The 23980-nt window shown below is 67.4% G+C and carries 25 protein-coding genes; 18 read left to right on the top strand and 7 right to left on the bottom strand.

What is annotated here, in order from left to right; translation table 11 throughout:
* Positions 1-387 precede the first annotated feature (387 nt).
* From CLU95_RS01150 to CLU95_RS01130, 5 genes are all read left to right on the top strand, one after another.
* Positions 388-870 carry a rhodanese-like domain-containing protein gene (locus CLU95_RS01150; RefSeq protein ID WP_099797058.1) on the top strand — a complete coding sequence of 161 codons (483 nt, stop codon included), beginning with the start codon at positions 388-390 and terminating at the stop codon, positions 868-870.
* 37 nt (positions 871-907) lie between these two features.
* Entirely contained in the window at positions 908-1828 is a 921-nt protein-coding gene (gene epsC / locus CLU95_RS01145) for a serine O-acetyltransferase EpsC (protein ID WP_099789598.1), read from the top strand.
* Complete coding sequence (locus CLU95_RS01140) at positions 1825-2094, top strand: helix-turn-helix domain-containing protein (protein ID WP_099789595.1); 270 nt, start codon at positions 1825-1827, stop codon at positions 2092-2094. The genes epsC and CLU95_RS01140 overlap by 4 nt, the downstream gene beginning before the upstream one ends.
* A 75-nt stretch (positions 2095-2169) precedes the next feature.
* Entirely contained in the window at positions 2170-3102 is a 933-nt protein-coding gene (locus CLU95_RS01135) for a family 2A encapsulin nanocompartment shell protein (protein WP_042579703.1), read from the top strand.
* Between the two features lie 66 nt (positions 3103-3168).
* Positions 3169-5076 carry a family 2A encapsulin nanocompartment cargo protein cysteine desulfurase gene (locus CLU95_RS01130; protein ID WP_099789592.1) on the top strand — a complete coding sequence of 636 codons (1908 nt, stop codon included), beginning with the start codon at positions 3169-3171 and terminating at the stop codon, positions 5074-5076.
* A gap of 14 nt (positions 5077-5090) precedes the next feature.
* Here the strand turns inward: CLU95_RS01130 and CLU95_RS01125 are convergent, their stop codons facing one another.
* Positions 5091-6020, bottom strand: a complete 930-nt coding sequence (locus tag CLU95_RS01125) for an alpha/beta hydrolase family protein (RefSeq protein ID WP_257214501.1) — start codon at positions 6018-6020, stop codon at positions 5091-5093.
* 168 nt (positions 6021-6188) lie between these two features.
* Between CLU95_RS01125 and CLU95_RS01120 the strand changes: the two genes are divergently transcribed.
* Positions 6189-7547, top strand: a complete 1359-nt coding sequence (locus CLU95_RS01120) for an NAD(P)/FAD-dependent oxidoreductase (protein ID WP_099789588.1) — start codon at positions 6189-6191, stop codon at positions 7545-7547.
* Positions 7548-7556: 9 nt separating this feature from the next.
* Here CLU95_RS01120 and yjjJ read toward each other — a convergent pair whose 3' ends face one another.
* From yjjJ to CLU95_RS01095, 5 genes are all read right to left on the bottom strand, one after another.
* The gene (gene yjjJ, locus CLU95_RS01115; RefSeq protein WP_099789585.1) at positions 7557-8885 is read right to left on the bottom strand and encodes a type II toxin-antitoxin system HipA family toxin YjjJ; all 1329 of its coding nucleotides are present in this window, start codon (positions 8883-8885) and stop codon (positions 7557-7559) included.
* Positions 8886-8991: 106 nt separating this feature from the next.
* The gene (locus tag CLU95_RS01110) at positions 8992-9669 is read right to left on the bottom strand and encodes an aspartate/glutamate racemase family protein (protein ID WP_099789582.1); all 678 of its coding nucleotides are present in this window, start codon (positions 9667-9669) and stop codon (positions 8992-8994) included.
* A gap of 14 nt (positions 9670-9683) precedes the next feature.
* A complete protein-coding gene (gene panE, locus CLU95_RS01105; RefSeq protein WP_099789579.1) occupies positions 9684-10616 on the bottom strand; it encodes a 2-dehydropantoate 2-reductase in 933 nt (310 codons plus the stop codon).
* A gap of 65 nt (positions 10617-10681) precedes the next feature.
* Positions 10682-11908 carry an N-methyl-L-tryptophan oxidase gene (gene solA / locus CLU95_RS01100; protein WP_099789576.1) on the bottom strand — a complete coding sequence of 409 codons (1227 nt, stop codon included), beginning with the start codon at positions 11906-11908 and terminating at the stop codon, positions 10682-10684.
* Between the two features lie 19 nt (positions 11909-11927).
* Complete coding sequence (locus CLU95_RS01095; protein ID WP_099789574.1) at positions 11928-12911, bottom strand: aliphatic sulfonate ABC transporter substrate-binding protein; 984 nt, start codon at positions 12909-12911, stop codon at positions 11928-11930.
* A 226-nt stretch (positions 12912-13137) separates the two neighbouring features.
* Between CLU95_RS01095 and CLU95_RS01090 the strand changes: the two genes are divergently transcribed.
* Genes CLU95_RS01090 through CLU95_RS01075 form a run of 4 tightly spaced genes read left to right on the top strand, consistent with a single transcriptional unit; the run spans position 13138 to position 16065 of the window.
* Positions 13138-13980: a transporter substrate-binding domain-containing protein gene (locus CLU95_RS01090; RefSeq protein WP_099789571.1), complete on the top strand. Its 843-nt coding sequence runs from the start codon at positions 13138-13140 to the stop codon at positions 13978-13980.
* A gap of 32 nt (positions 13981-14012) precedes the next feature.
* Positions 14013-14729 carry an amino acid ABC transporter permease gene (locus CLU95_RS01085; protein WP_218967420.1) on the top strand — a complete coding sequence of 239 codons (717 nt, stop codon included), beginning with the start codon at positions 14013-14015 and terminating at the stop codon, positions 14727-14729.
* A complete protein-coding gene (locus CLU95_RS01080; protein WP_099789569.1) occupies positions 14726-15460 on the top strand; it encodes an amino acid ABC transporter permease in 735 nt (244 codons plus the stop codon). The genes CLU95_RS01085 and CLU95_RS01080 overlap by 4 nt, the downstream gene beginning before the upstream one ends.
* A 47-nt stretch (positions 15461-15507) precedes the next feature.
* On the top strand, positions 15508-16065 hold the full coding sequence (locus CLU95_RS01075) for an NADPH-dependent FMN reductase (RefSeq protein WP_099789566.1): 558 nt from the start codon (positions 15508-15510) through the stop codon (positions 16063-16065).
* A gap of 66 nt (positions 16066-16131) precedes the next feature.
* Here the strand turns inward: CLU95_RS01075 and CLU95_RS01070 are convergent, their stop codons facing one another.
* On the bottom strand, positions 16132-16779 hold the full coding sequence (locus CLU95_RS01070; RefSeq protein ID WP_099789563.1) for an FMN-dependent NADH-azoreductase: 648 nt from the start codon (positions 16777-16779) through the stop codon (positions 16132-16134).
* A 135-nt stretch (positions 16780-16914) separates the two neighbouring features.
* Between CLU95_RS01070 and CLU95_RS01065 the strand changes: the two genes are divergently transcribed.
* The 8 genes from CLU95_RS01065 to CLU95_RS01025 all read left to right on the top strand — a co-directional run bounded on the left by CLU95_RS01065 (position 16915) and on the right by CLU95_RS01025 (position 23828).
* Positions 16915-17829 (top strand): LysR family transcriptional regulator, encoded by a 915-nt coding sequence (locus tag CLU95_RS01065; protein WP_099797055.1) that lies wholly within the window; start codon positions 16915-16917, stop codon positions 17827-17829.
* Positions 17830-17977: 148 nt separating this feature from the next.
* A complete protein-coding gene (locus CLU95_RS01060; protein WP_099789561.1) occupies positions 17978-18619 on the top strand; it encodes a peroxiredoxin in 642 nt (213 codons plus the stop codon).
* 22 nt (positions 18620-18641) lie between these two features.
* Complete coding sequence (locus CLU95_RS01055; RefSeq protein WP_099789558.1) at positions 18642-19217, top strand: RBBP9/YdeN family alpha/beta hydrolase; 576 nt, start codon at positions 18642-18644, stop codon at positions 19215-19217.
* Positions 19214-20230, top strand: a complete 1017-nt coding sequence (locus CLU95_RS01050) for a sulfate ABC transporter substrate-binding protein (RefSeq protein ID WP_099789556.1) — start codon at positions 19214-19216, stop codon at positions 20228-20230. The genes CLU95_RS01055 and CLU95_RS01050 overlap by 4 nt, the downstream gene beginning before the upstream one ends.
* On the top strand, positions 20231-21118 hold the full coding sequence (gene cysT / locus CLU95_RS01045; protein ID WP_099789553.1) for a sulfate ABC transporter permease subunit CysT: 888 nt from the start codon (positions 20231-20233) through the stop codon (positions 21116-21118). It begins immediately after the preceding gene.
* A gap of 130 nt (positions 21119-21248) precedes the next feature.
* Positions 21249-22142 carry a sulfate ABC transporter permease subunit CysW gene (gene cysW, locus CLU95_RS01035; RefSeq protein ID WP_099789551.1) on the top strand — a complete coding sequence of 298 codons (894 nt, stop codon included), beginning with the start codon at positions 21249-21251 and terminating at the stop codon, positions 22140-22142.
* An 88-nt stretch (positions 22143-22230) separates the two neighbouring features.
* Positions 22231-23328 carry a sulfate/molybdate ABC transporter ATP-binding protein gene (locus CLU95_RS01030; protein WP_099789544.1) on the top strand — a complete coding sequence of 366 codons (1098 nt, stop codon included), beginning with the start codon at positions 22231-22233 and terminating at the stop codon, positions 23326-23328.
* Positions 23325-23828 (top strand): disulfide bond formation protein B, encoded by a 504-nt coding sequence (locus CLU95_RS01025; RefSeq protein ID WP_099789542.1) that lies wholly within the window; start codon positions 23325-23327, stop codon positions 23826-23828. The genes CLU95_RS01030 and CLU95_RS01025 overlap by 4 nt, the downstream gene beginning before the upstream one ends.
* Positions 23829-23980 lie beyond the last annotated feature (152 nt).

Raw genomic sequence — 23980 nt, 5'->3', positions numbered from 1 at the left:
TGCGCAGGACACCGGGTACTCCCCTCCGCGAATGTCCCCCGCTTCGCTCCTCCTTGATTTCGCTGCGGGGAGTACCCGATGCCCTGCGCACGAGGACGCGCTGCTGGTGCTCTCCGATCAATGACCGCACTGAACAACGATCACGCTGATGGGGTGCCTTGCGCAGCGAAATCAAGGAGGAGGCCGCAGGCCGGGGGACATTCGCGAAGCAAGGTGCCCCGTCGGCGGGAGCGCGCCCCGAAGCACCCATGCCCGGAACTCCATAGATCACAAGGTTGTTAAGAATCGACTTTTGAGTCGTTTGACCTTCGTCGTTGCACTCCTACAGTGGTGGTTATCGCCATCAAGGAAGATGGAATGACCAACGTACAACAGGAGCCGAACCGCATGTCCGTGGAAGTTGAAGATGTCATCGCCTTGCCGCCCGCCCTCGAACAGGCCAAGGCACAAGCGGCCGAAGCCGGCTGGCCCTATGCCGGCGGCGTGACGCCCCCCGTGGCCTGGCAACTGGTGCAGAACGGCCAGGCCGTGCTCGTCGACGTGCGCTCCGGCGAAGAGCGCAAGTTCGTCGGCCATGTGCCCGAGAGCCTGCACGTGGCGTGGGCCACCGGCACCGCGCTCACGCGCAACCCGCGCTTCGTGCGCGAACTCGAAGCCAAGCTGGCCAAGGACGGCGGCAAGGAGGCCGTGGTGCTGCTGCTGTGCCGCAGCGGCAAGCGCTCGGCACTGGCGGCCGAGGCGGCAGCGAAGGCCGGCTTCTTGCATGTGTTCAATGTGCTCGAAGGCTTCGAGGGCGAGATCGATGCAGGGCAGCACCGCGGCGGGTCCGACGGCTGGCGCTTTCATGGCCTGCCGTGGGTGCAGGACTGAATCCGAAAAACGCAGACACACAGGGGAGGAAAAACACATGGCTCAATTTGAAGTGAGCGACATCGTGCGCGCACTGCACGAGGTGCGCGACGAGTGGCGCGATTCGCAGCGCCGTTCGCGCGAGCCCGGGGCGCGCGAGTTTCCGTCGCGCGATGCGCTGACGCAGATCGTCGAATCGCTCAAGGGCGCGCTCTTTCCGATGCGGCTCGGCCCACCGGACCTGCGCCACGAGAGCGAGGATTTCTATGTCGGCCACACGCTCGATGCCGCCTTGCAGGCGCTGCTGGTGCAGGCCCGGCTCGAGCTGAACTTCAATGCACGGCTGGCACCGCGCCCCGCGAGCGAGATCGATGCGTCGGCCACCGAAGCGGTGCGCCAGTTCGCGAACGCGTTGCCGGGCCTGCGCCGGCTGCTCGACAGCGATGTGCTCGCTGCCTACCAGGGTGACCCGGCCGCGCGCAGCGTCGACGAGGTGCTGCTGTGCTACCCGGGCGTGCTCGCGATGATCCATCACCGCCTCGCGCACCGGCTCTACGAGCTCGACCTGCCGCTGCTCGCGCGCATCGTGGCCGAGCTGGCGCATGCGCAGACCGGCATCGACATCCACCCGGGCGCGACGATCGACGCCGGCTTCTTCATCGACCACGGCACGGGTGTCGTGATCGGTGAGACGGCCGTCATCGGCAAGCGCGTGCGGCTGTACCAGGCCGTCACGCTCGGTGCCAAGCGCTTCCCGACCGACGCCGAAGGCAACCTGCAGAAGGGTTTGCCGCGGCACCCGATGGTGGAGGACGACGTGGTCATCTACGCGGGCGCCACCATCCTGGGCCGCGTGACCCTGGGCAAGGGTGCGGTCATCGGCGGCAACGTGTGGATCACCGACGACGTGAAGCCCGGTGCCAGCGTCACGCAGGCCAGCCTGCAGAACAACAGTGCACCGAAGGCGGGCAGCGTATGAAGGCTTTTGTCGAAGACTTCGGTGTCACCGTGCGCCAGCTGCGCGAAGGGCAGGGCTGGTCGCAGGAGCAGCTGGCCGAGCGTTCCGATCTGAACCGCTCGTACGTGGGCGAGATCGAGCGCGGGCGTGTGATTCCGTCGATCGTTACAGCGCAGAAGTTGGCCACTGCACTGGGCATCAACATCGTCAACCTGCTCGCACGTTGCGAGCAACTGGAGCAGTCGCGCCTTGCACGGCGGATCAACTTGGCGGCTATAGCCTGTTGAGGGGAAACCCGTGGTCCCCGGACACTGGGGACCACAGTGTTTTCTTCTTTCTCTCAACCCACGGAGCCTTGATCCATGAGTGCAACAGTCGGTGGTACCACCGCCCTTGGCGACAACGCCGCCCGCCAGCTAGCCAACGCCACCAAGACCGTTCCCCAGCTGGAAACCATCAGCCCGCGCTGGCTGACCCACCTGCTGCAGTGGGTGCCGGTGGAGGCAGGCATCTACCGCGTCAACAAGGTCAAGAACCCCGAGTCGATCAAGGTCACGTGCACCTCGCGTGAAGAAGAGAACCAGCTGCCGCGCACCTTCGTCGACTACGAAGAAAACCCGCGCGAGCACTATCTGAATGCCGTGAGCACCGTGCTCGACGTGCACACCCGCATCTCCGACCTGTACAGCAGCCCGCACGACCAGATCAAGGAGCAGCTGCGTCTCACGATCGAAACGATCAAGGAGAACCAGGAGAGCGAACTCATCAACAACCCCGACTACGGCCTGCTGGCGCAGGTGAGCGAAGAGCAGCGCATCTTTCCGCTGACCGGCGCGCCCACGCCCGACGACCTGGACGAGCTGCTGACCAAGGTGTGGAAGGAGCCCGCGTTCTTCCTCACGCACCCGCTGGCCATCGCCGCCTTCGGCCGCGAAGCCACGCGCCGCGGCACGCCGCCGCCGACCGTGAGCCTGTTCGGTTCGCAGTTCATCACCTGGCGCGGCATTCCGCTGATTCCATCGAACAAGGTGCCGGTGGCCGACGGCAAGAGCAAGATCCTGCTGCTGCGCGTGGGCGACAAGCGCCAGGGCGTGGTGGGGCTGTTCCAGCCGGGCCTGTCGGGCGAGCAGAGCCCGGGGCTGTCGGTGCGCTTCATGGGCATCAACAACCATGCGATCGCGTCGTACCTGATCTCGCTGTACTGCTCGCTCGCGGTGCTGACCACCGACGCGCTGGCCGTGCTCGACGACGTCGAGATCGGCAAGTACCACGACTATCCCGACACCTACAAGTAAGCCGCGGTGAGCAGCACACCCCCGTTCCCGGGCGAGGCGCCGTTCGATCCGGCCGTTCTCGCGCGCATGGCGAGCGCCATGTTCTCCGCGCCGCCGGGCGCGCAGTTTCCCGCCAACATCGCACCGCCGGGCTCGCCGCTGGTGAGTCCCGCCGGCTTCGGGCCGAGCGTGCCGGGCACGCCGATTCCGCAAGGGCAGATTCCGGGCGCCAACGTGCTGGCCGCATCGCCGACCCAGCTGCCCTCGCTCGCGAACCGTGCGCCGGCCTTGCTGCCGCATGCGGTGGCGGGCAATGGTGTACCGGACAACGTGCTGTCCGTGGCGCCGGCTTTCGAGCCGCGCTCGGGGGGTGTGGTGCAGGGCGTGCCGCAGCAAGTCGGCGCGCCTGTGGCGCCGCAGGCGGCGGCCTCGCCGTTCTACTTCCTGAGCGAGAGCCATGGCCATCCGTCGGCCGGTGCGACCTCCGCCATTTCGCCGCCGGGGCAGGTCTTGCCCCCTCTCCCGCGTGCGGGAGAGGGCTGGGGTGAGGGCAGGGGTGTTCAATCACTTGCTGGCGTTCCATCGCCGCAGCCCCTCACCCCAACCCTCTCCCCAGAGGGGCGAGGGAGCCAATCCCAGGTGCAGGGGAGTGAGAAGCCGCAGTTCTACTTCGTCGATGCCGTGCGTCTGCCCAGCGGCTTCGTCATACCAGCCAAGCCCGATCCGCGCGGCCCCGATGCCGTACCGCTCGCCGGCAGCGGCCAGCACCCGCCGTTCGACGTGCACGCCGTGCGCCGCGACTTCCCGATCCTGCAGGAGCGCGTGAACGGCAAGCAGCTCGTGTGGTTCGACAACGCGGCGACCACGCACAAGCCGCAGTCGGTCATCGACCGCATCGCGCACTTCTACGCACACGAGAACTCGAACATCCACCGCGCGGCGCATGAGCTGGCTGCGCGCGCAACCGACGCTTATGAAGGCGCACGGGAGCGCGTGCGCAAGTTCATCAACGCGCCCGAAGTCGAAGAAGTGATCTTCGTGCGCGGCACCACCGAGGCCATCAACCTCGTGGCCAAGAGCTGGGGCGGCCAGCACGTGGGCGAGGGCGACGAGATCATCGTGTCGAACCTGGAGCACCACGCCAACATCGTGCCGTGGCAGCAGCTGGCCGCCGCCAAGGGCGCGAAGCTGCGCGTGATTCCGGTGGACGACTCGGGCCAGGTGCTGCTCGACGAATACCGCAAGCTGCTCAACGACCGCACGAAGATCGTCGCGGTCACGCAGGTCTCGAACGCGCTGGGCACCGTGGTGCCGGTGAAGGAGATCGTCGAGCTGGCCCACCGTGCCGGCGCCAAGGCGCTGGTCGATGGGGCGCAGTCGGTCTCGCACATGCGGGTCGACGTGCAGGACCTCGGTGCCGACTTCTTCGTCTTCTCCGGCCACAAGGTGTTCGGCCCGACGGGCATCGGCGTGGTCTGGGGCAAGCGCGAGGTGCTCGAAGACATGCCCCCATGGCAGGGCGGCGGCAACATGATTGCCGACGTCACCTTCGAGAAGACCGTGTTCCAGCCGATCCCGAACAAGTTCGAGGCCGGCACCGGCAACATCGCCGATGCGGTGGGTCTGGGCGCAGCCATCGACTACGTGAACAAGGTCGGCATCGAGAACATCGCGCGCTACGAGCACGACCTGCTGGTGTACGGCATGGCGCAGCTCGGGGCGATTCCCGGTGTGCGGCTCATCGGCACGGCGGCCGACAAGGCGAGCGTGATGTCTTTCGTGCTCGACGGCTACACCACCGAAGAGGTGGGCCACGCGCTCAACGACGAAGGCATTGCGGTGCGCACGGGACACCACTGTGCGCAGCCGATCCTGCGGCGCTTCGGCGTCGAGACGACGGTGCGGCCTTCGCTGGCGTTCTACAACACCTTCGACGAGATCGATCGGCTGGTGACGGTGGTGCGGCGGCTCGCCGGCCAGCGGCGCACGCGCTGAGGTCAGGTCACAGGTCAGGGCTTCGATGTCAGGTGCTGCCTGAAGAAGGCGAGCACCTTGGCATTGAAGTCGGCGTGGAAGGCGACGCGGTCGAAGCCGCCGGCGTCGTTGCAGATCTCCGGCAAGGCCTTGGCCATGGCGGGCGCGCAGGGTGCCAGGAAGGCGAAGTGCGCGGTGTTCGCGGGCATGTGCCAGTCCGGCGTTGGAGGCAGGTTGCGGCGGACCGCTTCGACGTCGTCCAGCGTGACCCCGTCGCCACCCCGGGCGGAAGCCCAGAGCTGGACGGGCACCGTGACCTGCTTCAACCCTTCGGCATCGAAGAAGCTCAACGGATCGACGATCACCGCCGCCTTGATGCGCGCATCGCGCACCGGGGGCGCCGGCAGTTCCTGGCGCTGGATCTGGCCGCAGAACGGAATCTTCGAGGTCGGCGTGCAGAAGCGCTGGCCGAGTTTGAAGTCGGGCACTGCGCCCGTCGCCACGAGGCCGGTGTAGCCACCGCGGGAGAAGCCGAAGAAGCCGACCTGTTCGGGAGCGAGCTTCCTGCGCCCGGGCCACGTCTTCAGCATGTGATCCGTCACCCGCCGCATGTCGACAGGCCGAGCGGCAAATGTCGAGAGATGGCCCCGGCGTTCCATGTCCTGGAAGTTGTCGTTCGGGTGGTTGATGGCGGCGACCACGAAGCCCGCATCGGCCAGCGCCGCCGCCGTGTCGTGGTGCCCGAGGAACGAGCCGCCCGAGCCGTGCGACATCAGCACCAGCGGCAGCCCCGTGCCGGCGACGGGGCAATCCTTGGTGGCCGAGATCGCGATCAGGCCGAACGCGATTTCGCCGGGCGCCGTCTCGCAAGGCGTCCACACTGCGCCGCGCAAGGCCGGCCCGTCCTTGTCGGCCGGCACCTCGATGAAGCTGAAGCCTGCGGCATGGCTCCATGCGGCAGACATACAGAGGGCGGCGGACAGGGCAAGGCGATGCAGGGTCATGGCGCGCAAATCGAAGGCTGAAAAGGCGGCCAGTGTGCCGTTTCCGGGGGCGTGCTGCCAGCCCGTTTTGCGTCGTGCGGTGCGGGCGCGCTATGCTCTGTCGCTGTCCATCACGCTGCTTGTCCTTGCATGTCCCAGCCTCAGGTTTCTTCTTCCAGCGCTCCTTCTGTCAACGAGTCGTGCGACGTGTTCGTGATCGGCGGCGGCCCAGCCGGCTCGACCGTCGCGGCGCTGCTGGCGCAGCAGGGCCGACAGGTGGTGCTGGTCGAGAAAGAGCACCACCCGCGTTTTCACATCGGCGAATCGCTGTTGCCCGCGAACGTCGAACTGTTCGACAGGCTCGGCGTGCGCGACCAGGTCGAGAAGATCGGCATGCCGAAGTTCGGCATCGAGTTCGTCTCGCCCGAGCATGAGCACCGCAGCTACGTCGAGTTCGCCGAAGGCTGGGACAAGTCGCTCGACTCCGCCTGGCAGGTGCGCCGCTCCGAACTCGACGAACTGCTGTTCCGCAACGCCGCCACGCGCGGCGCACAGACCTTCGAAGGCTGCAAGGTGCGCGACGTGGCTTTCGACGCCGACGGCGCGACCGTGCAGGCCGTGATGGACGACGGCGCCAAGCGCAGCTGGCGTGCCCGCTTCGTGATCGACGCGACGGGCCGCGACACGTTGCTGGCCAACAAATTCCGTTGCAAGCAGAAGAACCCCGCCCACAACAGCACCGCGCTGTTCGGCCACTTCACCAACGCCGAGCGGCTCGAGGGCAAGAAGGAAGGCAACATCAGCATCTGCTGGTTTCCGCACGGCTGGTTCTGGTTCATCCCGCTGGCGGACGGCACGACCAGCGTGGGCGCGGTGTGCTGGCCCTACTACCTGAAGACGCGCGAAAAATCGCTGAAGGAATTCTTCTACGACACCATCGCGCTGTGCCCCGTGCTGGCCGACCGCCTGAAGAACGCCACGCTGATCGACGACGCGGTGCACGCCACCGGCAACTTCTCGTACTCGAGCACGCACGCCACGGGCGACAACTATCTGCTGCTGGGCGATGCCTTCACTTTCATCGACCCGATGTTTTCTTCGGGCGTGTACCTGGCCATGCACAGCGCCTTCGACGGCGCCGAGCTCGTGGCCACCGCGCTCGACCAGCCGGCCGAGCTGGCCCGTGCCCGCGAAGGCTTCGAGGCCATGATGCGCAAGGGCCCGCGCGAGTACTCGTGGTTCATCTACCGCGTGACCAACCCGACCATCCGCGACATGTTCATGTACCCCGGCAACCCGTTCCGGGTGAAGGAAGCGCTGATGTCGCTGCTGGCCGGCGACATCTACAAGGGCACGCCGATGTGGGGCGCGCTGCGCATGTTCAAGGTGCTGTACTACGGCATCTCCCTGGCCAACTTCCGCCGCACCATGGCGGGGTGGAAGCAGCACCGCTTCAACATCCGCGACATGGGGGCGTTGAAGGGGGAGACGATTCAGAAGGCGGACTGAACGCGCAGTTCACGCGCTTGGCAGTTCGGCGATGAGCCGCCGGTTCTGTCGCGCCAGCGTGCGGAACGGCCCGGAGAGGCGGTCGTCGGCGGCCAGGGTTTCCCAATACACGCCCGCCAGTTGCCGGGCATGCGGCCATTCCTGCAGGGTGTCCACAGTAGGCGCCAGCCCGGTGGCCGCCAGATCGCGCGCGGGCAGTTCGCCGCTCGTCGGCGCATACAGCGTGGGCAGCACGTCGTAGGCGGGCGCGAGGCGCCAATCGTTGCCTTCGATGAGCAGCGAGATGTTGCCGTAGTGCCGGTCGGTGTTGCCGATGAGGCGACCGAAGGCTTCGAGAAAGCGCAGACGCTGCGCATCGTCTGCGCGCAGCAGGCCGCGCGAGGCCATCCGGTTGGCCGTGGCGGCCCAGTTGTCGATCTTGCCGATGTGCTGCGCGTCGTACGCCATGAGCGACACCATGCCGATGCGGCCGTGGGCCGAGCGATCGAAGCGTTCAACCTCCAGGAACACACGGCCGCCTTCGATGAAGATGCGCGTGGCGGCCGCCGCGACGCCCGCTTGCGCCAGCGTGCTCAGTGCCAGGTGTTCGCTGACGAGGAGATCGCGCGAGCGCCGGTCGAGCGCCGACGCGCCTGCCAGCGAGAACTTGACGATGACCTGCCGGCCGTCGCGCGCCGTGCAGAACTTCGGCTGTTCGCCGCCGGCTGAGGAGCCGGGCAGGGTGCCCTGCATGGCGCTTTCCGCCATGGCCGGGTAGTCGTTCACCGAGACCGGGCGAGCGGCGCGTGCGCCCAATGCATGAAAGCGCTGAAAGGATTCGGCGCCCACCACGAGGTTGCCGGGCAGGTCTTCGCCGCACAGCGCGAGCGCCTGCAGCACGTCGTCGTCGTTCCAATGCTCGGGGTTGGGCGGCAATCCGAGTTCGGGGTGCCCATGCGCAAAGGCGCGGCCGATGAAGCCCTGAGGGCGCATGTCGGCAAGGAACCACGGCAGGCCGTCATGCAGCGCGCTGCGGCCTTGCTGCTCGTCCATCCAGCAACGTCCGCCCTGCAGCGGCACGATGCGTCCGAAGGGCGAGGCCTGGCCAGCGGCATCGACCTCGACGACCGGCACCTCGGCGCCGACGCGTTCGACGTGCCGGGGCGCCACATACATCTGGGAGCGCGCCGCACCGACCTTCAGGATCTGCGCGCTGCGAACGAGCGGCGCCAGCGTGCGTGAGGCAGTCGCCTGACTGATGCCCAGCCGCGCCTGCAGCTCGGCGCTCGTGGCAGCGCCTTGCGAACGGATGAAGGCGAGGGCTGTGGCGCTCAGGGATGACGGGTTGGACGGCGGCATTGCATATCTATATGAATAGATAAATTATCCCATTCGCCATTGGGAAATTCAAACCAAATGAATTTCTAAGTGAATAGATACTTTTGGTCCGAAGCGTGCCCGATTCTCACGAATTCAACGCCGCATGCCGGGCCCGCATTGTTGCCACCGCATGCGCCACCCCCAACTGCGGACTGCTGAGTACATCGACCCCCAAATCCGCCAGCAGCCCCGTCACCGGCGCCATCGACGCCTGCGCCAGCACGATCACGTCGGTGCCATCGGCCGCGGCGCGGATCGATTCGGCCAACGTGGCCAGGTAGCGCGGGGTGTCGCCCGACTGGAAATACACCCAGGCGTCTTCGACCAGCAGCGTGCTGGCGCGGATGCCGACACCGGCCTGTCGCGCGGCTGAAAGCACGAGCGACAGGGTCGGGTCGATGGTGCTCTCGACGGCGCCGACGATCAGCACGCGCGGGCCGTTGCGCACGGCGCGGTCGGCCATGGCGCGGTCGATGCGCAGGGCTGCAAAGGCGCCGCCGGTGGCGGTCTTCTCGGCGATGCCGCCGATGGTCGAGCAGGTGCACACGACCACGGAGGCGCCGTCCGAAGCGGCGTCTCTCATGGCGTTGTGGACGCGCGCCACCAGGCCGGCGTGATCGACGCCCAGCGTGCGCGCGTCGGCCAGCAGCGCTTCCATCACCAGGTGCTGCACGCGCAGCTCGGGTGCGATCTCGCGTGCCAGGCCGCCGAAGGTCTGCACATGCACCTGCGCGGTGTGGAGGAAGGCGAGCGTGTCGGCCATGGCGTGGTGGCCGTTCAGCCGGCTTCGCGGGCGCGGCGGAACTCGTAGGCCTTGAGGTGCACGTAGGCCGTGCGCAGCACCGACGGCGTGGGCGATGCGGTGCGCGGAGCTCGGGCCAGCAGGTCGCCCAGGATGTGGTCGGCCTCGACGCGTGCGCCGCGGGCCATGTCCTTGTACATCGAGGCGGTCATGGGCGAGCCGGCGGTCGTGACCACCGCGCGGCCGCGCGTGAGGGCGCCGGGGCGTGGCGCAAAGCCGTTGTGGGCGGCGATCGCGCAGCACTCGTCAAAGATCGCAAGCGCCACGTCTTCGCCGCCTGCCGCCACGATGTCGCCGATGGAGGCGTGCATCAGGCTCGTGAGGCCTGCCGCCGAGGCGATGAAGACCCACTTCTCCCACATGTCCTGCGCGATGGTCTCGCTCGCGGTGGCGGCGAAGTTCGCGCCGGTGAACTGGGCCGCGATGGCGTCGATGCGCGCCGAGCGGCCACCCACGCGTTCGCCGTAGCTCAGGCTGTGCATGTCGTTCAGGTGCAGCACGCGGCCTTCGTCGTCGAGGGTGGCGGAGATCATGCACAGGCCGCCGAGCACGCGCGCCTCGCCGAAGCGCGCGGCCAGCCGGTCGATGTGGCCGAGGCCGTTGAGCAGCGGAAGGATGACGGTGTCGGGCCCGACGGCGGGCGCGAACGAGTCCATGGTCGCGTCGAGGTCGTAGGCCTTGCAGCCGACCACGACCACGTCGTAGGGGCCATCGATCTGCTCGGCCAGCACATGCTTCGGCGTGGGCAGGTCGAGGTCGCCGCAGGGGCTGCGCACGACGAGGCCGGTCGTGGCCAGCTGGGCCGCGCGGCCGGGACGCAGTAGAAAGGTCACATCGCGGCCCGCTGCGAGCAGGCGCCCGCCGAAGTAACCACCGAGTGCACCGGCACCCACCATCAGGAATCGCATCGCGCGCTGCCTCCGAAGAAACTGAAGATCGGGAGCGATGATGCCCCGGATCGCGCGCGGGCGCCTCAGGGGTGTTGCGAGGCCACCAACCGTTCGCGGGCAAAGGGCCGCAGGTCGAGGCCGTGCGCGCTCTCGCGGCCCAGCACCCGGTCGGCGATGGCGTCGCCCAGCCCGGCCGAGTGCTTGAAACCGTGGCCGGAGCAGGCCGAGACGACCAGCACATTCGGCAAACCGTCGAGCGCGTCGATCACGAAGCGGCGGTCGGGCGTCACGGTGTACATGCAGGCGCGGGCCTTGAGCGCGTGCCCCTTGATCTGCGGAAAGCGACCGGCGACGCGGTTGCGGTACATGGCGGCGGTTTCTTCGGCGCTCACGTCGCGCTCGAGTGCGTCGGGCGTGGTGGCGTCGACGTACTGCTCGGTGGCGACCTTCAGCGCGGGCTGCGACGCGTCGGAGGCCGGAAAGCCGTACATGTAGTCTTCCTGCGCGTCGCCGAACATCCAGATGAAGATGGGAAAACGCCCGGGCGCGAAGTCGGCCGCGGCGGCGGGTCCGGTGTCGAACCAGTGCATCACCTGTCGGTGCACGGAGAAGTCGGCCTGCCAGTCGGTGCGTGCCTGGCGGCCGAGAAATTCGGGCAGCCAGGCGCCGGCCGCGACCACCACCTGGTCGGCGGTGAAGCTCGCGGTTTCGGTGCGCACGCGCACGGTGTCGCCGTTGCCCACGGGCTCGACGCTCAGCACGCGCTCGCCGGTGCGGGTCTGTGCGCCGTCGGCGCGGGCCACGGCGAGCTGGGCGGCGATGGCGTCTTCGGGGCGCACGAAGCCGGCGTCGCGCTCGAGGTAGCCGATCTCGTCGCCCTGCAGATGGAACTGCGGGTAGCGCGCGCGGATGCCGGCCGCGTCGAGCACCTCGTGCGCGATGCCGAAGCGCTCGGCGCAGGCGATGGTGCGGCGCACGAAGTCGGACTTGCCGTGATGTGCGGCCACACGGTCGCGCGGCGCGAGGACGAGGCCGCCGGTGGTGGTCATCAGCGTGCGGCCGGTGCGCGCTTCGAGTTCGCGCCAGATGGCGTGCGAGCGGTGCACCAGCGGCACGTACTCGTCGCCTTCGCCGACGGCCAGCCGCGTGATGCGCGAATCGCCGTGCGAGGAGCCGCGGTCGTGCGGCGGCGCGAACTGGTCGATGCCGAGCACGCGCGCGCCGCGTTGCGAGAGCTGGTAGAGGGTGGCCGCGCCGAGGGCGCCCAGGCCGATGACGATGGCGTCGTAGTGGGAGGAAGAACGGGTCACGGGGTGCGGGGTGTCGTCGTCACACAAGGTTCAGGTCGAGAAAAGCATCCTTCACCGCAATGGGCTGGGGAATGAGCTTCAGCTGCGCGAACACGTCGGCCAGGCCCTGCTGCTCGCGGGCGATGGCGGGCGTGAGCGCCACGACGCCATAGTGCCGCCGTTCGGTTGCCAGCGCCAGCACCTTGGGCTCGACCTTCAGCTGTGGCGCGAGCGTGGCCACCACGTCGCCGGGGTGGGCCTGCGCCCAGTCGTTGGCCTTGCGCAGTTCGGCGAACACGGTGCGCAGCGTGTCGGCGTTGGTGCGCGCGAAGGCGGGTTGCGCGAAGTGGTAGGTGCGGTTGCCGCTCAGGCCGGTGCCGTCGAACAGCAGGCGCGACTCGGTCGCCACCTGCGCGCCGGCCAGGAACGGGTCCCACAGGCCGATGGCCGAGACGCTGCCCGACTGGTAGGCGGCGACGGTGTCGGAGGCCGTGACGATGTAGACCGGCTCGATGTCTTCGTAGCGCAGGCCGGCCGCTTCGAGCGCGCGGATCAGCACGTACTGCGTGTTGTAGCCGCGGCCGGTGACAACCTTCTTGCCCTTCAGGTCGCGCACGCTGCGGATCGGCGAGTCGCGCGGCACCAGGAAGCCGACGCCGCCGGGGTAGGGGCTTTCGGCCGCGAGGTAGGCCAAGCCCTTGCCGCTGGCCTGCTGGAACACGCCGATGCCATCGGAGGCATGGCCGAAGTCGATGGCGCCGGCGGCCAGCGCTTCCGACAGCTGGCTGCCGCCGAGGAACTCGCGCCACTCGACGGTCACGCCGGCCGGTGCGAGCGCCTTCTCGAGCTGGCCCGTGCCCTTGAGGATATTGAGCGTGTTGAACTTCTGGTAGCCGATGCGCAGCGTGCGGGCGCGCGTCTGGGCAAACAGCGGGGCCGACGCGGCCACGGCGGCGGCACTGACACCGGCGCGAAGCAGAAGGCGCCGGGAGACGGCGGGCGAGGAAGAGGTCGGGAAGTGCATGAAGAGAGTGAGGCCGCGTCGCGCGGCCGAAGAAGAAAAAAGCAGTCAGTCGGAAGGCAGAGGCTGGCCACTCTAGGGATCGACGCTGTCTCGCGCCACGAAGCTTTTGTCATTTGTTCATGCGCAACTCGTCGCTGCATATGCAAGCGGAAATTGCTTCGTTGGTGCCGCACGCAGCGCTGCCTAGAGTCGCGCTCTCTTTTTCCACTTCCAGCGAAGCGCAGGCATGACCCGCAACACCCCCTCTTTCACCGTGACCAGCCTGGCCCTGGCCCTCGGCGCCTTCACCACCCTGGGCAACATCGCCTGGGCCGACAAGCTCGACGACATCCGCAAGGCCGGCGTGCTGCGCGTGGCCGCGTTCGACGGCAACCCGCCCTTCGGCTACATCGACCCGGCCAGCAAGAAGCAGGTGGGGCACGACATCGACCTGGCCACCGAGTTCGCGAAGAGCCTGGGCGTGAAGATCGAGCTGGTGCCGACCAACCCGGCCAACCGCATTCCGCTGCTCACCTCGGGCAAGGCGGACGTGGTGTTTGCCAGCTTCACCATCACCGACGAGCGCGCCAAGGCCGTCGACTTCACCACGCCGTACTTCCTGGTCGGCCAGCAATTCCTGGCGAAGACGGGCGTGCTGAAGGAGGCTGCGCAGATCAAGGACATCCGCATCGGCACCGAGAAGGGCACGACGATGGAGTCGAACCTGCGCAAGAACTACCCCGACGCGAAGGTCGTGCTCTACGACGATTCGCCGTTTGCACTGGCCGCGCTGCGCAACGGCAACGTGCAGGCCATCACCAACGACGGCGTGAAGCTCACGGCGCAGTGGAACGCGATTCCCGACAAGGAGAAGTACGAGATCCCGGCGATCACGGTGTCGAAGGAATACCTCGGTGCGGCCGTGGCCAAGGGCGAGACGCGCCTGCTCGAAACGCTCAACGCCTGGCTGGTCGACAGCGAGAAGAACGGCCGCGCCGTGGCGATCTACGACACCTGGTTCGGCCCCAGCAGCAAGGCGCCGCTGCCGCGCCTGCTGAAGATCGGCGACCAGCGCGTGGCCGCCAACTGACGAGCGGGATCGATCACCGGATCGATGCGGCCTTGACCGATTTCCTGCGCGAGCACCTGCTCGCGCCCCGTTACCTCGGCTGGCTGTTCGACGGCTGGCTCGTGACCGTGGGGGCCTCGCTGCTGGTGGCGGCGGGCGCGACGCTGCTGGGCATTGCCGTGGCCGCGGGGCGCTCGTCCAGCCGGCCGGCGTGGCTGCGCGCGAGTGGCGCGTACGTCTCGCTGTTTCGCAACACGCCGCTGCTGGTGCAGCTCTTCTTCTGGTACTTCGGCGCACCCAGCGTGCTGCCCGAGGCGCTGCGCGAAGGGCTGCTGGCGGGGCGCTTCATTTCCTTCGAACTGCTGTCGGCGTTGTTCGGGCTCACGCTGTATGCGGCGGCCTACGTGGGCGAGGACATCCGCTCGGGCATCCGCGGCGTGCCCGTGGGGCAGACGCTGGCGGCGCAGGCATTGGGCTTCACGCGCGCGCAGGTGCTGGCGCAGGTGGTGCTGCCGCAGGCGCTGCGCATCGCGTTGCCGCCGCTGCTGGGCCAGTACATGAACATCGTCAAGAACACCTCGCTCGCGATGGCCGTGGGGCTGGTCGAGCTGTCGTACGCCTCGCGCCAGGTCGAGGCCGAAACCTTCAAGACCTTCCAGGCCTTCGGCGTGGCGACGCTGCTCTACATCGTGACCATCGGCGCGATCGAGCTGCTGGCGGCGTGGGCTGCGCGTCGGCAATCGGTGGGGCCGGGGAGGGCTGCTGCATGAGCGATGCGCTGCACACGCTGTGGGACAGCCTGCCGTACTTGCTGTGGGGCGCCTTTCCGCAAGGCGAGCTGGGCGGCGCGGCGCTCACGGTGCTGCTCAGTGCGGGCTCGGGCATTGCGTCGGCGGTGCTCGGGTTGGCGTGGGGCATCGGGCTGGCCATGGCGCGGGGGCCGCTGAAGCGCACGTTGACGCTGGGGCTGGCCTTCCTGCGGGCGATCCCGGTGCTGATGCTGATCTTCTGGACCTACTTCCTGCTGCCGTTCGCGCTGGGCGTCAGCGTGCCGGGTGTGCTGTCGGTGATGTGCGCGCTGTCGCTGGTGGGCGGTGCCTACCTGGCCCACGCGGTGCACGCGGGCATCCGCGGCATCGGTGCGGGGCAGTGGGCGGCGGGGCTGTCGCTCGGGCTCACGCGCTGGGGCACGCTGCGCCACGTTGTGCTGCCGCAGGCGCTGCGGATGATGCTGCCGTCGTTCATCAACCAGTGGGTCACGCTCGTGAAGGACAGCTCGCTGGCGTACGTGGTGGGCGTGGGCGAGCTGTCGTTCGTGGCCTCGCAGGTGAATGCGCGCACCATGGTCTATCCGGCGGAGATCTTCATGCTCGTGGGCGCGATCTACTGGCTGCTGTGCACCGGGCTCGACCGGCTGGCCCACGGGGTCGTGCGCCGCGCGCAGGCGCGTGCGCCGGTGGTCATGAACTTTTCTGGAAAAGGTCTTGAGCGCTTCGCATAATCGTCCCGGTCATTCCGACGCCTTTCTCATTTCAAGGAGTTCCACCCATGGCACAGACCCGGATCGCCGTCATCGTCGGCAGCCTGCGCAAGGATTCTTTCAACCACAAGCTCGCTCTGGCGCTGGCGCACCTGGCGCCGTCGGACTTCACCTTCGAGACCCTGCGCATCGACGACCTGCCGCTGTACAACCAGGACGACGATGGCAACCAGGCTGCGCCGGTGAAGCGCCTCAAGAGCGAAGTGGCCGCTGCGCAAGGCGTGCTGTTCGTCACGCCCGAATACAACCGCTCGATTCCCGGCGTGCTGAAGAACGCCATCGACCATGCCTCGCGCCCCTACGGCCAGAGCGTGTGGGCCGGCAAGCCGACCGGCGTGCTCGGCATCTCGGTGGGCGCCATCGGCACCGCGCTGGCGCAGCAGCACCTGCGCAACATCCTGGCCTACCTGGACGCGCCCACGATGGGTGGCCCCGAGGTGTTCCTGCAGGCCAAGGAAGGCCTGTTCGACGACAAGGGCCACATCGGCAACGAAGGCACGCAGAAATTCCTGCAGGGCTGGATGGACAAGTACGTGGCCTGGGTCAAGGCCCACGCTGCAGCCTGAACGCAGGCAAGCGCTCATGAAAAAGCCGCCCCGTGGGGCGGCTTTTTCGTTCCGGCGCGGGAAGACTCAGGCAGCTTGCGCAACGGTCTTCTGGTTCGCGGCTTCGGCCGTGGCCACGAGGATGTCGGCGCGCGCGGCGGTCAGTGCGGCGGCCTTGGGCGCGTCACCCATCGCGATGCCTTCGGCGCGCACGAAGCGCACGTCGGTGATGCCGAAGAAGCCGAAGATCACCTTCAGGTAGCTCTCCTGGTGTTCCGCGGCCTGACCGCCTTCGGAGGTCGAGTAGATGCCGCCGCGGCTCGACGCCACGATGATGGTCTTGCCGCCGGCCAGGCCCACGGCGCCCTTGTCGGTGTACTTGAAGGTGCGGCCGGCTTGCGCGAGGCGGTCGATCCAGGCCTTGAGCTGGGTCGGGATGGTGAAGTTGTACAGCGGGGCGCCGATCACGACGACGTCAGCGGCCAGGAACTGGGTCACCAGCTTTTCCGACAGGGCGTTCTCGCGCAGCTGCGCTTCGGTCGGTTGGGCCTGCACGCCGGTCTTGATGCCGAGGGCGTCGGCGCCGAAGTGCGAGGGCGCGTCCACGGCGAGGTCAAGGTACTCGACCTGGGTGTTGGGGTGGGCGGCGCGCCAGGCGGCGACGGTTTCGGCGGTCAGCTGGCGCGAGGTGGAGCCGGCGGCCAGGATGCTGGAGTCGATGTGGAGCAGCTTCATGTCAGTCAATCACTTTCTGTGCAAGGTGTCGGCGCTGAGAAGTGGCCGGCGTTGGGAGAATTCTATTTTTGATGCGAGTGATTGATAAGTAGCCAAAATTTGATCAGATCGTTCTGTTTGCAGGACAATGAAGCGATGCAAGACCTCAACGACATGGTGTTCTTCGCCGAGGTGGCCGAGCGGGGCGGCTTTGCCGCCGCCAGCCGGGCGCTGGGCATTCCCAAATCGCGCCTGTCGCGCCGCGTGGCCGAGCTCGAGGAGCGGCTGGGCGTGCAGCTGATGCAGCGCAGCACGCGGCGCCTGTCGCTCACGCCGGCCGGCGAGATCTACCTGCGGCACGCCTCGGCGATGCGCGACGCAGCGCAGGCGGCCGCCGAGGCGGTGGCGCAGGTGCAGACCGAGCCGAGCGGGCTGGTGCGGTTGACCTGCCCGGTCACCATCTCGCACAGCGGGCTGGCGCAGCTGATCCCGCTGTTCATGGCGCGTTATCCGGCGGTGCGCGTCGACATCCGCGTCATCAACCGGCCGGTGGACCTGATCGAGGAGGGCATCGACATCGCGCTGCGCGTGCGCCCCGCCATCGAGGACAGCACGGTGCTCGTGGCCAAGACCTTCGGCCACAGCCGCGGCGTGCTGGTCGCGAGCCCGGCGCTGCTGGCAGAACACGGCCCGATCGACACGCCCGCCGATCTCGCGAAGCTGCCGACCGCGGCCATGTCGGTCAACGGCGAAGGGCGCGCCGAATGGCGGCTCGAAGGCCCGGAGGGCCGCAGCCATCTGCATGTGCACACGCCGCGCTACGTGGCCGACGACCTCGCCACGCTGCAGTTCGGCGCACTGGGCGGCGTCGGCGCGACGCTGCTGCCCGACTACATGTGCAGCGCCGACGTCGAGGCCGGCCGGCTGGTGCGGGTGCTGCCCGGCTGGGGGCCGTCGCCCGTGGTGGCGCACATGGTGTTCCCGGCGCGGCGGGCGCTGGTGCCGGCAGTGCGACGGCTGATCGACTTCCTGTCGGAGCACCTGCAAAGCGAGCAGATGCGGATGTTCTGAGGTCGGATTGCTATCTAAAAGATAGCGTCACGCCAGGGCTTCGCAAGTTCTATATGCGAAAAACGTCATATCCAAACAAACAGATATTCGTTTGCCATTGAAGCAGCGGTTCGCACAATCCAGGCTTCACCCCCTCCTTGGAGCGACCATGGCAACCCTGCGACTCGGCGACACCGCCCCCAATTTCACCCAGGACTCCAGCGAAGGCCCGATCGACTTCTACCAGTGGGCCGGCGATTCGTGGATCGTGTTCTTCTCGCACCCGGCCGATTTCACGCCCGTGTGCACCACCGAACTCGGCAAGACGGCGGCGCTGTCGGGCGAGTTCGCCAAGCGCGGCGTGAAGCCCATCGCGCTGAGCGTCGACCCGGCCACCAAGCACAAGGAGTGGATCTCGGACATCAACGAGACGCAGAACACCACCGTCAACTTCCCGATCATTGCGGACGCCGACCGCAAGGTGGCCGACCTGTACGACCTGATCCACCCGAACGCCTCGGCGACGGCCACCGTTCGCAGCGTGTTCATCATCGATCCGAAGAAGGTCATCCGCACCACCATCACCTACCCGGCATCGACCGGCCGCAACTTCGACGAGATCCTGCGCGTGATCGACTCGCTGCAACTCACCGACAGCCACAAGGTCGCCACGCCCGTGAACTGGAAGGACGGCGACGACGTCGTCATTGTGCCGAGCATCCAGGACCCGGCCGAGCTGGCCGAGCGCTTCCCCAAGGGCTTCAAGGCCGTCAAGCCTTACCTGCGGATCACGCCGCAGCCCAACAAGTAAGAAGCACAGGCGGCACCCGCACATGCAGACCCGCGTCATCATCGTGCCCGGCTGGCGCGACTCCGGGCCCGGCCACTGGCAGAGCCTGTGGGAAGAACGCATTCCGGGCGCGGCGCGGGTGGTGCAGGACGACTGGGCCTCGCCCAAGCGCGATGCCTGGGTGCCCGCACTGGCCAAGTTGGTGCTCGAAAGCGAAGGCCCCGTGGTCATCGCGGCGCACAGCCTGGGCTGCATTGCCACGGCGCACCTGCCGCCCGAGGCCGCCGCCCGCATCCAGGGCGCGCTGCTGGTGGCGCCGGCCGACCCGGAGCGCCGCGCGGTGCTGTCCGACTTCGCGCCCGTGCCGTATGCGGCGCTGCCGTACCGCAGCATCGTGGTGGCGAGCAGCAACGATCCTTATTGCCCCATCCGCCTGGCCGGCGCCTACTCGCGCGCCTGGGGCAGCGAGTTCGTGCGCATGCAGAATGCGGGGCACATCAACATCGATTCGGGGCACGGAGACTGGCCGCTCGGCCTGGCCCTGCTGCAATCGTTGACCGACGAACCCGCCGCCTGGTCGGCCGGTCGTGAATTTTCAGACAACCTGGCAACCACATGACTTCCAGAATCAAGACCTTCGCTGCCGTGCTCGCGCTGGCGTCCTCCGCACTCGCCGGCAACACCGCTTTTGCCCAAGGCACGGGCCTGCTGAACGCCTCGTACGACGTGGCGCGCGAGTTCTACAAGGACTACAACGCGGCCTTCGTGGCGAACTACAAGAAGACCACGGGCAAGGACGTCAAGATCGACCAGTCGCACGGCGGCTCCAGCGCCCAGGCGCGCGCCGTGGCCGACGGCCTCGACGCCGATGTGGTCACCATGAACACCTCGACCGACATCGACTTCCTGGCCGGCACCGGCGTGGTCGCCAAGGACTGGAACAAGAAGTTTCCCGACAACGCATCGCCCACCACCTCGACCATGCTGCTGCTGGTGCGCAACGGCAACCCCAAGGGCATCAAGGACTGGGACGACCTGATCAAGCCGGGCGTGCAGGTCGTGATCGTCAACCCCAAGACCGGCGGCAATGGCCGCTACGCCTACCTGGCGGCCTGGGGCTACATCAAGAAGAAGGGCGGCACCGACGCCCAGGCTGCCGAGTTCGTCGGCAAGCTGTTCAAGAACGTGCCGGTGCTGGCACGCGGCGGCCGCGACGCGACCACCGCCTTCCTGCAACGCAACATCGGCGATGCGCTGATCACCTTCGAATCCGAAGTGGTCTCGATCGACCGTGAATTCGGCACCGGCAAGGTCGACTCGGTGTACCCGTCGATTTCCATCGTGGCTGAGAACCCTGTCGCCATCGTCGAGCGCACCGTCAAGAAGAAGGGCACGGGCGAGCTCGCCAAGGCCTACCTCGACTGGCTGTACTCCGAAGAAGCGCAGGAAATCGCCGCCAAGCACGCGCTGCGTCCGCGTTCGCAGGCCGTGCTCAAGAAGTACGCCTCGACCTTCAAGCCGCTGCAGCTGTTCACGGTGCAGGAACTGTTCGGCAGCCTGAGCGAGGCGCAGAAGGTGCACTTCAATGACGGCGGTCAGTTCGACAAGCTGTACACCCCTGGCGCGAAGTAAATGAGCGGCGCTGCTTCTTCGGCGCTCCCGGCAGCGGGAGCGCCTTTTTCACGTGCCAACCGGGCAGGGGGCGCCAAGCGCGTGCTGCCCGGTTTCCACATCACGCTCGGCTTCACGGTCTTCTATCTGTGCCTGATCGTGCTGATCCCGCTGTCGGCGCTGGTCTTCAAGACCTTCACGATGACGTGGGAGCACTTCTGGGTGTCGGTGACCGCGCCGCGCGTGATGGCCTCGTACCGCCTGACCTTCGGCGCCTCGCTGATCGCCGCCATGGTGAACGCGGTGTTCGGCCTGCTCGTGGCCTGGGTGCTGGTGCGCTACAAGTTTCCGGGCAAGCGCATCGTCGATGCGCTGGTCGACCTGCCGTTCGCACTGCCCACGGCCGTGGCCGGCATCTCGCTCACGGCGCTGCTCGCGGGCAACGGCTGGGTCGGGCAACTGCTCGAGCCGTACGGCATCAAGCTGGCGTTCACGCCGGCGGGCATCGTGATTGCGCTGATCTTCATCGGGCTGCCGTTCGTGGTGCGCACAGTGCAGCCGGTGCTGGAAGACACCGAGAAAGAACTCGAAGAAGCCGCGACTTCGCTCGGCGCCACACGCCTGCAGACCTTCACCCGGGTGATCTTTCCGGCGATTGCGCCCGCGCTGCTGACCGGCTTTGCCATGGCCTTCGCACGTGCCATCGGCGAGTACGGCTCGGTGATCTTCATCGCCGGCAACATGCCGATGATTTCCGAGATCACGCCGCTCATCATCATCGGCAAGCTGGAGCAGTACGACTACACGGGCGCCACCGCGGTCGCGCTGGTGATGCTGGTGCTGTCGTTCATCCTGCTGCTGGTCATCAACGGCCTGCAAGCCTGGCAGCGCAAGCGCGCGGGGGCCTAGCAATGTTGCACTCCCCCAGTCTTCGCGCACTTCGTGTCGCTTCGCCAACCCCCTCGCCGGGGGCAACACCAGCAGCCCGGCAAAGCCGGTTCTGCGGTGTTCCTTCGCGCAACCCCATCGGGACCTCGCAATGAGTGCGCCTTCCAAAATCATTCGCCGCGCACAGGCCGGCACCACCGAGTCGGCCTGGGTCCGCTGGACGCTGATCGGCATCGCCCTCGTGTTCATGTTCCTGTTCCTCGTGCTGCCGCTGGCGGCCGTGGCGGTCGAGGCGCTGCGCAAGGGCCTCAATGCCTACCTCGAGGCGCTGAAGGAACCCGATGCGTGGAGCGCCATCCGCCTCACGCTCATCACCGCCGCCATCGCGGTGCCGATGAACCTCGTCTTCGGCGTGGCCGCGGCCTGGGCCATCGCCAAGTTCGAGTTCCGTGGCAAGGCCTTCCTCACCACGCTGATCGACCTGCCGTTCGCGGTGTCGCCGGTGGTGGCGGGCCTGATCTACGTGCTGGTGTTCGGCGCGCAGGGCTGGTTCGGCCCATGGCTGGCGGAGCACGACATCAAGATCATCTTTGCCGTGCCCGGCATCGTGCTGGCCACTGTGTTCGTGACCTTCCCCTTCATTGCGCGCGAACTCATTCCGCTGATGCAGGCGCAGGGCACCGACGAAGAGCAGGCCGCCATCGTGCTCGGCGCGACCGGCTGGCAGACCTTCTGGCGCGTGACCTTGCCCAACATCAAGTGGGGCCTGCTGTACGGCGTGATCCTGTGCAATGCGCGCGCCATGGGCGAGTTCGGCGCGGTGTCGGTGGTGTCGGGCCACATCCGCGGCCAGACCAACACGATGCCGCTGCACGTCGAAGTGCTCTACAACGAATACCAGTCGGTGGCCGCCTTTGCCGTGGCCTCATTGCTGGCGATCCTGGCGCTGGTCACCCTGGTGATCAAGTCGGTCATCGAGTGGCGCCATGAGCGCGAAATGAAAGCCATCGCCGAGCTGCCGCCCGAGCGTCCCGCGGCGGTTTGAAAGTCCTGTGGTGAGGGGAGAACCCTCACCCCGACCCTCTCCCCGCGGGGAGAGGGAGTCATCAGAAGAAGGCAGAGGAAGAGATTCCATGAGCATCGAAATCCGCAACATCAGCAAGCAGTTCGGCGACTTCCGGGCGCTGAACAACGTGAACCTCGACGTCGAGTCGGGCGAACTCGTCGCGCTGCTCGGCCCTTCGGGCTGCGGCAAGACCACGCTGCTGCGCATCATCGCGGGCCTGGAAACGGCCGACACCGGCAGCATCCACTTCTCGGGCGAAGACACGACCGACGTGCACGTGCGCGAACGCCAGGTCGGCTTCGTGTTCCAGCACTACGCGCTGTTCCGCCACATGACCGTGTTCGAGAACGTGGCCTTCGGCCTGCGCGTGAAGCCGCGCAAGGAGCGGCCGAGCGACGCGCAGATCAAGCAGAAGGTGACCGACCTGCTCAAGCTGGTGCAGCTCGACTGGCTGGCCGACCGCTACCCGTCACAGCTGTCCGGCGGCCAGCGCCAGCGCATCGCGCTGGCCCGCGCGCTGGCGGTGGAGCCCAAGGTGCTGCTGCTCGACGAACCCTTCGGCGCGCTCGACGCCAAGGTGCGCAAGGAACTGCGCCGCTGGCTGCGCCGGCTGCACGACGAGCTGCACGTCACCTCGATCTTCGTCACGCACGACCAGGAAGAAGCGCTTGAAGTGGCCGACCGCGTGGTGGTGATCAACAAGGGCCGCATCGAGCAGGTCGGCTCGCCGCAGGACGTGTGGGACAAGCCCGCGAGCCCGTTCGTCTACGGCTTCCTGGGCGACGTGAACCTGTTCCACGGCCGGGCCGACAACGGCGCCGTGCAACTGGACGGCATGCGCATCGACTCGCCCGAGCACAGCACCGCGCGCGACGCCAAGGCGCTGGCCTACGTGCGCCCGCATGACCTGGACGTGACCCGCTACGTGGCAGGCGCCACCGGCATCGTCGCCACGCTGTCGCGCGCAATTGTGGTCGGACCGATCGCGCGGCTGGAACTTGAGCCCACCGAAACGAATCCAGATAATCCGGGCTCCGGAACCATCATCGAAGCGCAACTCCCTGCGCAACAGTTCCGCGACCTGGACTTGAAGGAAGGCGACACCGTCGTCGCCAACCCCCGCAAGGCCAGGGTGTTCGTAGAAGAAGATTGGGTATCTCCTTGATCCATTGGTACTTCGGCGCACCGCGCCGCGCGCTCGCGCTGATCTGCCTGGCCTGTGTCCTGATGCTGGCCTTCGGGCTGTATCTGCAACACGTGGTCGGGCTCGAACCCTGTCCCATGTGCATCGTGCAGCGCTATGCGCTGATGCTCGTGGCGCTCTTCACCGGCTTGGCGGCGCTGTTCAACAGCCGGGGCCTGCAGGTGACGGGCGGGGTGCTGGCACTGGCGGCGGCGGTGGGCGGTGCCTACACGGCGGCGCAGCAGAGCTGGCTGCAGTGGTATCCGCCCGAAGTCGTCTCGTGCGGGCGTGACCTGTACGGGATGATCGAGACCTTCCCGCTCAAGCGCGCGCTGCCGATGATCTTCCGCGGCGGCGGCGACTGTTCCAAGATCGACTGGTCGCTGTTCGGCCTGACGCTGGCGAATTGGTCGTTCGTTGCGTTCACGGTGCTGGCGCTGTTGCTCCTCACGCTGCTCTTGCGTCGACGCACGGCGCGCTGAGTTCTTTTTCAGTAGTTTCTGCGGCGTGGCCCGCTGTCCTTTAAGGGCGGCGGGCCACGCCGTTTTTCGTGGGGCGTTTCGCGGGGTTCGTGCAAAAAGCCCACCAAAACGCATGCTTTAGCAGACCTTCAGCAAGCGGGGCTAGGATCAAT

It is taken from the genome of Variovorax sp. 54 (genome assembly GCF_002754375.1).
GTDB lineage: Bacteria > Pseudomonadota > Gammaproteobacteria > Burkholderiales > Burkholderiaceae_C > Variovorax.
Note: the sequence above shows the minus strand (reverse complement) of the source record. Positions and strands in the feature narration are given on the sequence as shown.